We start from the raw sequence: 10,748 nt of genomic DNA on the forward strand, positions 1-10,748 counted from the left end.
GTGAACGTGACGTTGTGCCACCCTGTCGCGCCGTCGGGCACCGTGCCCGCACGCTGGTCGGTCTGGGTGTAGCCGGACTTGTCGGTGGCCCGGCAGAACACCTGGTGCACCCCGGCCGGCAGGTCGATCTCGGTCCACCACATCCGCCACGTGTTCAGGTTCACCTGCTGCGACAGCGTGGTTTCCTGCCACGGTCCCTGGTCGACGCGGACCTCGACCTTCTCGATCCCGGTGTGCTGCGCCCAGGCGACCCCGGCGACCCGCACCTTTCCGCGGGGAACGTTGGCGAACCCGCGGTGGGAGTCGATCCGGGATTCGGTCTTGATCGGCGCCTCCTGCGCCCAGCTGCGCTTGAGCCAGTAGGCCTGCCGCGCCGCCCACGTCGTTACCTCGATGTCGACGACCCATTTCGTGGCCGACACATACCCATACAGGCCCGGCGTGACCAGCCGCGCCGGGAAACCGTGCTCCAGCGGCAGCGGTTCGCCGTTCATCCCGATCGCGAGCATCGCGCCGCGACCGCGGTCCTGCGCCGCCGCGACCGGTGTCCCGGACGTCCAGCCGTCGACGCTGGTGCAGAACAGCTGCTCGGCGCCGGGTTTCACGCCGGCCTCGGCGAGCAGGTCCGCGAGGTCGACGCCGATGAAGTTCGACGTCGACACGTAGTCCCCGCCGACCTCGTTGGACACGCACGTCATCGTGACCGTCCGCTCCACCAGGGGCCGGTTGCGGATGTCGTTGTAGCTGTAGCGGACTTCGCGGTCGACCATGCCGTGCAGCCGCAGGCTCCAGTCCTCGGTGCGCACCTGCGGCACCGACAGCGCGGTGTCGACGCGGTAGAACTTGTCGTTCGGCGTCAGGAACGGCGGCGTCCCCAGCTTGGCGAAGTCCGCGTCGGCGGGGATCATCGGCGCGGTCCGGGCCGGGACCAGCTTGCCGACCGCTTCCCGGGACGCCGTCGCGTCGCGCGACGAGCTGATCAGCTGCCCGCCCAGCCCCGCCGCGCCGGCGCCGACGACGACCCCGGCGCCGCCGAGCAGGAAGGCCCGCCGGGAGGTGCCGGTCTTCTCGCCCTCGGCGTCCCGCCACACATGCGGCGCAATCCGGTGCAGGAGCAGGAAAACGGCGATTCCCACCACCAGGCTCGCGGCGGGCGCCAGTAGCGCGACCGCCATCAGGTCCGGCCGTTCGAACACGGCGAAGCCGCCGACCAGCCCGAAGAGGGCGATGAGCACCACCCCCGGCACCGGTGACCGTCGCGAAAGGACACCCGCCAGGGCGGCGACCCCCACCATGACCACGGCCATGCTGCCCAGCAGCACCAGCTTGTCGTAGGTGCCGAAGGTGCGGACGGCGAAATCCTTCAGCTCGACCGGGGTGAGGTCGATGGCGCCGTTGCCCACCGCGAGGTACGGCGAGGCGTTGACGCTGATGAACCCGGCCACCAGGTGCCCCGCGGCGAGCGCGGCGGCGAGCGCGAGAACTCCGGTGAACGCGGCCGCGAAGAATCGCAGCCTGGTACGCGGCGGCACTTCCGGGGTGTCGAGCTCGGTGGCGGTCATACGTGGAATTCGAGGCGGCGCGGGCGCGGTATTGGTCGTGCTGTTTTCGTCACACCGGATCGGGTGAGAAGCAGGGAACCCTCACGGACAGCTGATGACCTGGCCGGCGTAGGTCAGCCCGGCGCCGAAGCCGAACAGCAGCACCGGTGCGCCCGCCGCGATCTCCCGGCGTTCGACGAGCTTCGACAGCGCCAGCGGGATGCTCGCGGCCGACGTGTTGCCGGACTCGGCCACGTCCGTCGCGATCACCGCGCCGGTGGCACCGATCTTGCGGGCCAGCGCTTCGATGATGCGGACGTTGGCCTGGTGGGTCACGACGCCGCCCAGCGCCGCGGGGTCGACGCCGGCGCGGCGGCACGCCTCCCGGGCGATCGGGGCGAGTGCGGTGGTGGCCCAGCGGAACACTGCCTGGCCCTCCTGCCGGAACACCGCGGGCAGCGCGCCGGGCCCGGCGGTCTCGAGCGTGATGCAGTGCCCTTTCGCCGGATCCGAGCCCCACACCACCGGACCGATCCCGGCCGGGGCCCGCTCGACGACGGCGGCGGCCGCGGCGTCCCCGAAGATCACGCACGTCGACCGGTCGGTCCAGTCGAGGAAGTCGCTCATCTTGTCGACGCCGACCACGATCGCCTGTTCCGCGGCGTCCGCCCGGATGGCGTGGTCGGCCGCGGCCAGCGCGTAGGAGAACCCCGAGCACGCCGCGTTGAGGTCGAACGCGCCGGGCGCGGTGATCCCCAGCCGCTCGGCGACCCGGCAGGCGACGCTGGGCATCCGGTCGAACGCGGTGCACGTGGCGACGATCACGAGGTCGATGTCGCCGGCGCGGCGCCCGGACCGCCGCAAAGCGGTGTCCGCGGCGGCCGTCGCCATGTCGGCGACCGATTCGCCGGGGGCAGCGACCCGCCGGCTGCGCACGCCCACCCGCTCGCGGATCCACGCATCCGACGTTCCCAGCCGGTCCGCCAGCTCGTCGTTCGGCACCGTCCGGCTCGGCTGGTAGTGCCCGAACGAGACCACTGTCGAGCCTGCCATCGTTTCTCCTCTTCGGTTCACTTCCCCTTCGGACCGGCCGGCGTCCCGGCTTGCCCGATCCATTGTGGACAGCCACGGGTAACTCCTCCGTGCGGGTGACCAGCCGGGTTTCTCGGCCCGACACCAATCCGCACGAGCCGGCCGGGACGAACTCCTCGTGACACGCCGCCGACCGCGGCCCGTGACCTCGGCGCCCGCCGGGAAGGACAGGTGCCATGACCGCCCGCGTAGTCGCGCGCCGCACCGGCGCCACCACGGTGCCGGAACCGGACAGCGCACCGGACCGGCTGCTCGCCCGCGCCGCCCTCGGCGACGAGCAGGCCTTCGCCGCGCTCTACGACCACCTGGCCGGACCGATCTTCGGCGTCGTGCTCCAGGTGCTGCGCTCCCGGGCGCAGGCCGAAGAGGTCACCCAGGAGGTCCTGCTCGAGATCTGGCGCAAGGCGGCGACGTTCGACGCCCGGCGCGGACGCGTGCAGAGCTGGGCGCTGACCATCGCACACCGGCGCGCGATCGACCGGGTCCGGTCCGAGCAGTCCGCGATCGACCGCGAAGTGCGGGCCCACCGGCTGGATCTGCGTCGCCCCTACGACGACGTCACCGAGACGACGCTGGACCAGTTCGATCGTTCGCGGGTCCGCGCCGCGTTGGCCGCGCTGACCGAGCTCCAGCGGGAGTCGATCCTGCTCGCCTACTTTCAGGGTTACACCTGCCGGGAGGTTTCCGAGAAACTCGGTGTCGCGATCGGCACCGTCAAGACCCGCATGCGGGACGGGCTCGTCCGCTTGCGCGACGCTCTGGGAGTGCACCGATGACCACCGCCGACGCCCATCTCCTCGCCGGCGCGTACGCCCTCGACGCGGTCGACGACCTCGAACGCGCGGCGTTCACCCGGCACGTGAGCGAATGCCCCGCGTGCGCGGACGAGGTCGCCGGCTTCCGCGAGACCGCTGCCCTGCTGGGCATCGCCACCGCCGCCGCCCCGGACGAGAGCTTCCGCCGGCGAGTGCTCACCGAGATCTCCCAGACACGCCAGCAACCACCCCGGGTCACCCCCGCTCCGGCTGTCCCGGCGCGACGCTCCCCGTGGCGCAAGCGTGCGCTGATCGGGGTGGCGTCCGTCGCCGCCGCGGCGGCGGTGCTCGCCGGCGGGATCAGCATCGGGCTGGACCAGTCCGTCCCCGGCCGTCCGGTGCCGGTGGCCGACGGCGGCGCGGTGACCTCCGCTCCCGACGCGACCACTGTGCACGCAACCGCGACCGGCGGCGGCTCGGTGTCGGCCACAGCCTCCCGGCAGACAGGCAAGGTCCTCGTCGCCACGCTGGCGCTGCCTCGGCTGGACGCCGGCCACGCTTACGAGGTGTGGCTGACCGGCCCGGGTGTGCCGCGGTCTGCCGGGCTGATCGGCACCGAGGGCACGGTCGAGGCCGCCCTCCCCGCGGGCGCCGACGGGGTCGCGGTGACCGTCGAGCCCGCCACCGGATCGCTGCTGCCGACCACGCCGTCGATCGCGAGCCTCGCGGTCAGCTGAACTCCGGCACGAAGGCCCGGTCCCCGCGGGGACCGGGCCTTCGTCGTTGTCACCCACAGGCGTGGTCCGGGCCCGGGAACCTGTCCACCGGGCCTGGCCCCTCCGAACTCCTGATGATCCGTTCGCCATCCGGGTCGCGTCCGATGACCGTTTGAGGAGAAGGAGAACACCGTGAGCACATTCCGCCGTCGCCTGCTCGTGACCGCCGCGCTGCCCGCCGCGGCACTCGGCTTCCTGCTCGCCGCCCCCGGCGCGGCGTCCGCCTCCACCACACCCGCACCCACGGTCGCGCAGTCCTCCGACGACGGCCACGGACACCACCATCACCACCACGGCCTGGGCCTGAACCTCAGCCTCGTGCTGGGCCTGCACATCAGCGGGCACGGCGGCTGGCACGACAGCGACTGCGACGGCGGTCTCCTGGGCGACGGCCTGGTACTCGGCGGCTGACCTTCCACCCGAAAGAGCGGGGCACCGGTTTCTCCGGTGCCCCGCTCTGCTCTCCCGCTGACCGTCAGCCGGTGTACGGGGCGCGCGACGGTGTTCCAGCCCGCCGTGCCGGGGGTTCCCGCAAGTGGTGCTGCTGTCGTTCCAGGTGTCACCGGTCAAGTCCGGACCGCTGTGGCAGATGTTCGTGACGTCGTCACCGACGTCAGGAGTGATCACCGAAAGCCGCCACCGCGTCGGCGACGTTCGCGTACACCGTCAAGACCCCGGGCACCAGACCGAGCGCCGCCAACGGCCGACTGACGGCGGTTGAGGCCGCCAGGTGCAGGAGGATCGTGTCGTCGCGGGCCAGTGCGGTGTGGGACGTGATCGGCCGGTCAGGCGGCGCATGGACTCGACCGTCCGATGCGAGGTATCCGGCTCCCCGCGTTCGCCCGACGGGCCGCTGGGCCGCAGAGATGCCCGAACGGGCGTCGCAGCGTGACCGCGCGGGCGGACTGGCTCAGCAGATGCCAGCGGCTGGTGGTGGCCGCTGTGGGTGCGACCTGGTCAGAGGAGGTTCTCGACGGTGTGGGTGCCGGAGTGGATTTCGTAGAGGTCCGGTGCGATTTCGACGGAGGTACGCCGGATCCGGTCTTCCCAGCCTGCGGGCCACCGGGTGCGGCTCGACCAGCGGACACCGTCAAGGTCGATGTCGGTGAGGTCGGCCTGGCTGAGGTCTTCGCCGGTGACGTCGGCGAGCGTCGCAAGCAAGGATCCGGCCTGCTGGGCGACTCGTTGGCTGAACAGGTTCAGCTGCGCGCTCTTCACGCCGAGGTCGAAGGACCGGCTGCGTGGCTGGGCCTCGTCGAGTTCGTGTCGCAGCCGCTCGGCGAGGCCGCGGACGCGCTTGAGGTCCGGGACGGGAGCGAGCGCCCCGGTGAGCTGCCGACTGAGCTTGCGCGCGCGGGCGCGCGCGAGATCTCGGGTGCGGGTCTCCGCCCGCGCAGTGGCTTGGGTCAGGGTCAGGGATTCGGCGATGCCGGCCCCGGCGAGCCGCGCCACGGTGAAGGGGACGGTTCCCTCGCGTCGAAGGGAGTCGATGAGCAGGTCGACGAAGACCACGGCGATGTCGTGCACGGCGGCGATACTCGCGTCGTGTTCCGAGGCACGAGCTGCGGCGAGGAGCTCACCGAACGGCCCGTGCCGCAGAACATTGAGCAGAAGAAGGCGGTCAGACGGTGGAACGACGATGAAGTACGTGTTCGGTGACGCGGAGGTGTCCGGCGGCGGACCCGGCATCGTCGCGGCCCACGCAACTCGAGCACGCCGCTTGGCAGCCGTGGAACGGGTGGCCGAGCGGGTGTATTCATCGGATGTGGTGCGCAGGCGTGGCCGGAAGGCCGGGGTCGAGTCGGCGAGCGCGGCCAGTAGCCGCCGGGCACGGCGGGAACCCTGGTCGCTTCGCGGAGTGAAGGCCGGGGTGGCATCGGCGAGTGCGGCGAGCAGCCGCCGTCCTACCGAGTCACGTGCCATCGTCTGCCCCCGCCGCATCGCCCTCGCCGCCCGGCTCGTCCGAGGGCAGCAACGTCATCGCGTAACCGCACACCTTCTTGACGACCACCGGGGCAGCTGCCCCCATCCCGAACGCGAGCAGGCCGTTGGCGATGATCGTCGTCGTGGCCACCGCGGCTGTGGTCGCGGTGGCGATGAGCAGGTGCAGCACGATCGACACCGCGTAGACGCCCCCGCCCGGTCCGTCGGGTCGGGCCCACGGCCAGCCCTTGACCCGGTGACTGGCCTCGAGGAACAGCAGCGCCCGGTTCACCGCCGCACCCACCAGGCCCCAGACGGCGTACTGCCACATGGGCCGAAGGTACCGGGTACAGGGGCCAACTCCCGCGCCACACCGGAATGCATTCACTCGACCGGGTGATTCGAGCGATCGTCGTCGCAGATGTCAGGCCGACCCATCCGGCCGATATCCCAGCGCGGCCAGCAATACCGAGAGGGCTGGGAGGAAGTTGCTGACCTGATGAGCGACGACGCTGGCCAACAGCCGTCCGGTCGCCAAGCGTGCCAGTCCGAACGGAATCCCGAGCACCAGCAGAAGAGGGATCCGTGACGGTTCGACGAAGCTCACCGCGAAAAGAACGGTCGACAGTATGAAGGCGGCGAACCGACGAAACCGGGCAGAACGCAGCTGCTGACGTTCGACTGCACGCCACACCAGGCCGCGATAGACGAGTTCTTCGAAGATCGGGCCGAGCAACGCCACATAGGCGCACACCGCGAACGCAACCGGGACCGAGGGGTGACCCTTCACCACCAGCGTGCCGACCGTCGAACCTCCGTCAGGCGCGCCGACGAGCGCGGCCCAGGGGACCGACACGACGAGCGCGAGCAAACCACACGCCGTCCCGACCCGAAGGTCCTGAACACGCCAGTCCAGACCAAGATCCATCCGCAGCCCGTTGCCTCGGGCCCGCGTGACGATGAAGGTCACGAGCGCGGCGGCCGTACTGGGCACCGCGGCGAGGAGGAGCGCGCCCCAACCGCCGAGTTCGACTGTGCGCGTGGCGTCAAGGCGGACCGCTACGGTCGAGGCGACCTGAACAACCAGGACCACGATGACCGCGCCGAAACCCCAAAGGTGCCAGGGCGCACCCTCGGGAGCGCCGGACGACGTTCCCGGGATCGGTGTCGTCACGCGTTCTCCCCCGCTCCAGGCGATACCGGGAGCAGCCTACTTCCAGGCCGGCCGAGCCGGTCAGTGCGCCGTTGCCTCAGCCGAGTCGGTTCACTGCCACGTTGCCGGCCGTGCTCGGCCGGGACCTCCTTGCCGGTTCAACGCGAGACCGGCGAGCAGCAGCGGAACCGGCGCCGCGAACCGCGGAACCTGCTGCCGCCGCGCTGTCCCCGACCGCCTGCGTTTCGGTCCCGCGTGCGGCCGGCTGCCGCAGAGTTCCGCCTCGGGCTCTCTCGATTCGAGCGGGCCGAAGCCCGTCGGCTCCGCCAACCCGCTGCTGACCAAGCTCGTCGCCGCGGTCGAGGTCACGCCTCTGGTGGACACCCTCAACGGCGCGAAGACCTTGTGCGGCAACATCCCCACCAGAACGCGACAGTCTTCCTCATCGGCAGGTTGCTGCCCCCGGGCACCAAGAACCAGCGCAGGTCACGCGAACATCTGCATACCGCCGAAGAACACCACCAGCAGCGCCCCGATTCCACAGCCCGCGAAGAGCGCGCCGCCGAGGCTGGGCCGGATCCGGACTCCCGCGTAGGCCAGGCCCAGCGCGAACATCATCCAGGCGCCCACCAAGGCGAGGTGCGTCATCATGGTGCTGGTGAGCTCGAACGCGATTCTTGCGCCACCGGCCACGACGAGGGCGAAGGCCAAGGCGATTCCCACTTGGGTCCACCGGTTCTTGGTCGTACCACCGGTCGAGGTCGAAGCCGGGTGCGGGTGACTGCGGGTCATGGTGACCTCCTCGTCGGATCACTCCAGTCTCACACCGCTCGCCCCCCGGTGATCCTTACCGCACGATTACCGATGTCCGGGAGCCTTGGCCAAGGCGACGCGAGCGGCCCCCGTGAGCGCGATCCCGCCGACGACGGCAGCCACGACAACCCACGAAGAAACGTTGAGCTGAGCGACGCCCGAGAGTCCGTGACCGAGGGTGCAGCCACCCGCGAGCCAGCCGCCCGCGCCGAGCAGGAACCCACCGACGGCCAGGCGGACGTAGCGGACCGGTCGCTCGCCGCGGACGTGGAGATCGCCGGTCACGCGGGCGGCGACCGCGCCGCCCAGGACGATGCCCGGCAGGAACGCCGTCAGCCACCAGTTCGGCTCGCCAGTGGCGAGACCGGCCACCGCGCCGACCGTGCTGGGACCGAAGCTCGCACCGCCGGCGCCGGCCAGTACCCAGCCCACGATCGTCACCACGCCGAGTGCGATACCGGCGACCGGCCAGTTCCACTGCCCACGCCGCGAGTGGCGCCACAAGGACAACGCCGCGACGACAGCGGCCAGGAACGCGAAGGCGAACGCCACCCGCGGGACGCCGAGCAGGGCGGGAAGGGTTGCGGCGGACCCCGGTGGCAGAAGGGTGGGACCGGGCAGCACGACCTGGCGTACGGACAGCTCGCCGGCGGCCCAGCCGCCGAGACCGGCCGCGCAACCGAGCATGCCCGAGCCGAGTTTGAAGAACAGGCCCGAAACACACGTGGCGGCCACCGCCATGCCCACACCGATCACGAGCCCGCCGACGACGTCGGCGACGGGTGCGAACGGCAACCCCTGGTTCAGGCCGTCCGCGAGGGGCGTCAGGTACAGCACCGACAGGCCGGTCGCGGCGACCGCCACGCCCAGCAGCCAGCTCCGGCCGAGCAGGAAACGTCCGGTGAGGAGGCCCGCGAAGGCCGAGTGAAAGCACAACCGCGCTCGTTGCAGCACATAGCCCATCGCCGCACCGGCCGTCCCGCCGGTGACGATCGCGATCACGCTCCCGGAAATGAGGTCCCTCCTCTACCGCTCCTGGGTGGTTCGGAACCCGGGCCGCACCGGATCGGTCGCACGTACGGGCGCCGGTGATCTCATTGCGCCGGGGCGGCGGGTACGAGACAACTGTCTACTGTGGACGCTCGTGCGGCGGGTACGATGCGTGCTCGGACACCGTTCAGGCGGGACGTCGCAATCAGGCTGGGCCTGCGGGGTCCGGCAGATGACCGCGGCACTTGTGGTTTCAGCACCACGAACCGGTTCACGGGTGCCGGATCAGGGTGGCCTGGGTGGGAGTCACCGGGAACCACATGTCCCGCCGCAGGATCCACGTGCCGTCCGGTGTCACGTGGGCGGTGCCGAGGTTGATCACGGCCGCCGTGCCGGGGAATCCGCCGGCGACGATGCGGTCGCCCTCGCGCAGCACACCGGGGCCGGCGGTGACCTTCACCTGCTTGTCAGGGCCGGCGGTGAGACCGACCGGACGATCGCTGGTCGCAGTCCGCGCACTGAGCCCGGACGTCCGAAGCGTTGTCAGGTCGGTGCCGGCCGACGCGGTGGTGCCACCGCTGGTGACGACGCCGATCAGTCCGTCGTGGAGCGTGAGCAGGTCGCCTGGTTGCGCGTCAGCAGCTCCGGTGACGGTGAAGGTGCCGTCGAGGCGCGGGGTCGCGGTGACGGCACGAGTGGCCGGGTCGTCGGCTGCCGCGGCCAGGGCAGCGACGCCCTGTTCCCCGCGGTCACCGAACGCGAGCTCGGTGTTCCACGCGGCTGCCTGCGGCGGCAGGTCCACGGTGAGCAGTCCGTTGCCGGGCGAGCCGTCGGTGCCGGCAACCCCTTGCTCCACAGCGCTGGTGTTGAACCGGGCACCGGGCATGCCCGGTGCGACGAGGGCGACCGCCCAGCTGGCCGGGGTCCGGTCCCCGGGCGCCGGTTTGGAGACGACGAAGCCGTAGGCCGCCGGGGCGGGCGCGCTCGGGGAGACGGTCACCTGGGCTCGCACCTTCAGTGTCGTGGTGTCCGGCGTGCCGGTGGTCGACGGTGTGGTCATGAAGCCCAGCGACGTCCTTCCGGCGGCGTCGTTGCGGCGCAGGACGACCAGCGTCGCGTTCTGCCCGGCCTGCGCGCCCAGCGGCCCGGCGTAGAGCACGGCGGCCTCCGATCCGGGCGCCCCGGCTGGGCTGGCGTTCGCCCAGGCCAGCTTCGCCCGGCCGACCAGTGCGGTGTCCCCGGCCAGCGGGCCACGCGCCGGCCACTGGGTCACCGCCACCGGCTGGACCGGGGGTTCATCACCGCCGGAGGACGTCGCGAGCGCGGCGCCACCACCGGCCAAGACGACGGCGGCCGCCGCGACTCCCGTCAGAGTCCGCCGCCGTCGTCGTGCCCGCGTCCGCAGGACCCGATGCGCGACCGAGGTGGCCTCGCCGGCCGCGGGACGGGGCGGGGAGACGGCCGCGAGCTCGGTCCGCAGGAGCGTGGCGAAGTCCGGTGGGTGCTGATTCATCGTCGTCCCTTCGAAGTCGGCCTCGGCAAGTTCTCCGGGGAGCGTGATTCGGCTTCCCACAGCTCGCGTAGCCGCTGCAGGCCACGCGAGGTGGTCGACTTGACCGTTCCGGTGCCGCAGCCGAGCAGCCGGGCGGTGTCCGCTTCGCCGAGGTCGAGGTAGAACCGGGCGGCCAGCACGGCCCGTGTCCGC

12 protein-coding genes are annotated in these 10,748 nt (G+C 71.6%); 3 read left to right on the forward strand and 9 right to left on the reverse strand.

Features of this window, described 5'->3' with window-relative positions; genetic code table 11:
- Together M8542_RS49540 and M8542_RS49545 are read right to left on the reverse strand one after the other, a co-directional pair.
- Positions 1-1,562, reverse strand: a 1,562-nt coding sequence (locus M8542_RS49540) for a molybdopterin-dependent oxidoreductase (protein WP_257927416.1), incomplete at its 3' end; no start/stop codon positions are given.
- A gap of 81 nt (positions 1,563-1,643) precedes the next feature.
- Entirely contained in the window at positions 1,644-2,594 is a 951-nt protein-coding gene (locus M8542_RS49545) for a beta-ketoacyl-ACP synthase III (RefSeq protein ID WP_257927417.1), read from the reverse strand.
- A gap of 215 nt (positions 2,595-2,809) precedes the next feature.
- On the opposite strand from M8542_RS49545, the gene sigK reads away from it, so the two are divergent.
- From sigK to M8542_RS49560, 3 genes are all read left to right on the forward strand, one after another.
- Positions 2,810-3,409 carry an ECF RNA polymerase sigma factor SigK gene (gene sigK / locus M8542_RS49550; RefSeq protein ID WP_257927418.1) on the forward strand — a complete coding sequence of 200 codons (600 nt, stop codon included), beginning with the start codon at positions 2,810-2,812 and terminating at the stop codon, positions 3,407-3,409.
- Positions 3,406-4,125: an anti-sigma factor gene (locus M8542_RS49555; protein ID WP_257927419.1), complete on the forward strand. Its 720-nt coding sequence runs from the start codon at positions 3,406-3,408 to the stop codon at positions 4,123-4,125. The genes sigK and M8542_RS49555 overlap by 4 nt, the downstream gene beginning before the upstream one ends.
- Before the next feature lie 171 nt (positions 4,126-4,296).
- Positions 4,297-4,575, forward strand: coding sequence for a hypothetical protein (locus tag M8542_RS49560; RefSeq protein ID WP_257927420.1), 279 nt, complete (start codon positions 4,297-4,299; stop codon positions 4,573-4,575).
- A gap of 546 nt (positions 4,576-5,121) precedes the next feature.
- On the opposite strand, the gene M8542_RS49565 is transcribed toward M8542_RS49560, so the two are convergent.
- The 7 genes from M8542_RS49565 to M8542_RS49600 all read right to left on the reverse strand — a co-directional run.
- Complete coding sequence (locus tag M8542_RS49565; protein WP_257927421.1) at positions 5,122-6,087, reverse strand: hypothetical protein; 966 nt, start codon at positions 6,085-6,087, stop codon at positions 5,122-5,124.
- Complete coding sequence (locus M8542_RS49570; RefSeq protein WP_257927422.1) at positions 6,077-6,418, reverse strand: hypothetical protein; 342 nt, start codon at positions 6,416-6,418, stop codon at positions 6,077-6,079. Before M8542_RS49570 ends, M8542_RS49565 begins: the two co-directional genes overlap by 11 nt.
- 93 nt (positions 6,419-6,511) lie before the next feature.
- Positions 6,512-7,261, reverse strand: coding sequence for a CPBP family intramembrane glutamic endopeptidase (locus M8542_RS49575; protein WP_257927423.1), 750 nt, complete (start codon positions 7,259-7,261; stop codon positions 6,512-6,514).
- A gap of 465 nt (positions 7,262-7,726) precedes the next feature.
- The gene (locus M8542_RS49585; RefSeq protein ID WP_257927424.1) at positions 7,727-8,032 is read right to left on the reverse strand and encodes a hypothetical protein; all 306 of its coding nucleotides are present in this window, start codon (positions 8,030-8,032) and stop codon (positions 7,727-7,729) included.
- A gap of 66 nt (positions 8,033-8,098) precedes the next feature.
- Positions 8,099-9,055 carry a YeeE/YedE thiosulfate transporter family protein gene (locus M8542_RS49590; RefSeq protein WP_257927425.1) on the reverse strand — a complete coding sequence of 319 codons (957 nt, stop codon included), beginning with the start codon at positions 9,053-9,055 and terminating at the stop codon, positions 8,099-8,101.
- 259 nt (positions 9,056-9,314) lie between these two features.
- Positions 9,315-10,556, reverse strand: a complete 1,242-nt coding sequence (locus tag M8542_RS49595) for a hypothetical protein (protein ID WP_257927426.1) — start codon at positions 10,554-10,556, stop codon at positions 9,315-9,317.
- A partial coding sequence (locus tag M8542_RS49600; protein WP_276588200.1) for a sigma factor-like helix-turn-helix DNA-binding protein occupies positions 10,553-10,748 on the reverse strand: 196 nt, incomplete at its 5' end. The genes M8542_RS49600 and M8542_RS49595, both read right to left, overlap by 4 nt.

It is taken from the genome of Amycolatopsis iheyensis (assembly GCF_024703995.1).
Classification (GTDB): Bacteria; Actinomycetota; Actinomycetes; order Mycobacteriales; family Pseudonocardiaceae; genus Amycolatopsis; species Amycolatopsis iheyensis.

Excerpts from the sequence above, each read along its gene's own strand:
- M8542_RS49555 (WP_257927419.1), top strand. The coding sequence starts at position 3,406 with ATGACCACCGCCGACGCCCATCTCCTCGCCGGCGCGTACGCCCTCGAC.
- sigK (WP_257927418.1), top strand. The coding sequence starts at position 2,810 with ATGACCGCCCGCGTAGTCGCGCGCCGCACCGGCGCCACCACGGTGCCG.
- M8542_RS49545 (WP_257927417.1), bottom strand. The coding sequence starts at position 2,594 with ATGGCAGGCTCGACAGTGGTCTCGTTCGGGCACTACCAGCCGAGCCGG.
- M8542_RS49565 (WP_257927421.1), bottom strand. The coding sequence starts at position 6,087 with ATGGCACGTGACTCGGTAGGACGGCGGCTGCTCGCCGCACTCGCCGAT.
- M8542_RS49585 (WP_257927424.1), bottom strand. The coding sequence starts at position 8,032 with ATGACCCGCAGTCACCCGCACCCGGCTTCGACCTCGACCGGTGGTACG.
- M8542_RS49570 (WP_257927422.1), bottom strand. The coding sequence starts at position 6,418 with ATGTGGCAGTACGCCGTCTGGGGCCTGGTGGGTGCGGCGGTGAACCGG.
- M8542_RS49595 (WP_257927426.1), bottom strand. The coding sequence starts at position 10,556 with ATGAATCAGCACCCACCGGACTTCGCCACGCTCCTGCGGACCGAGCTC.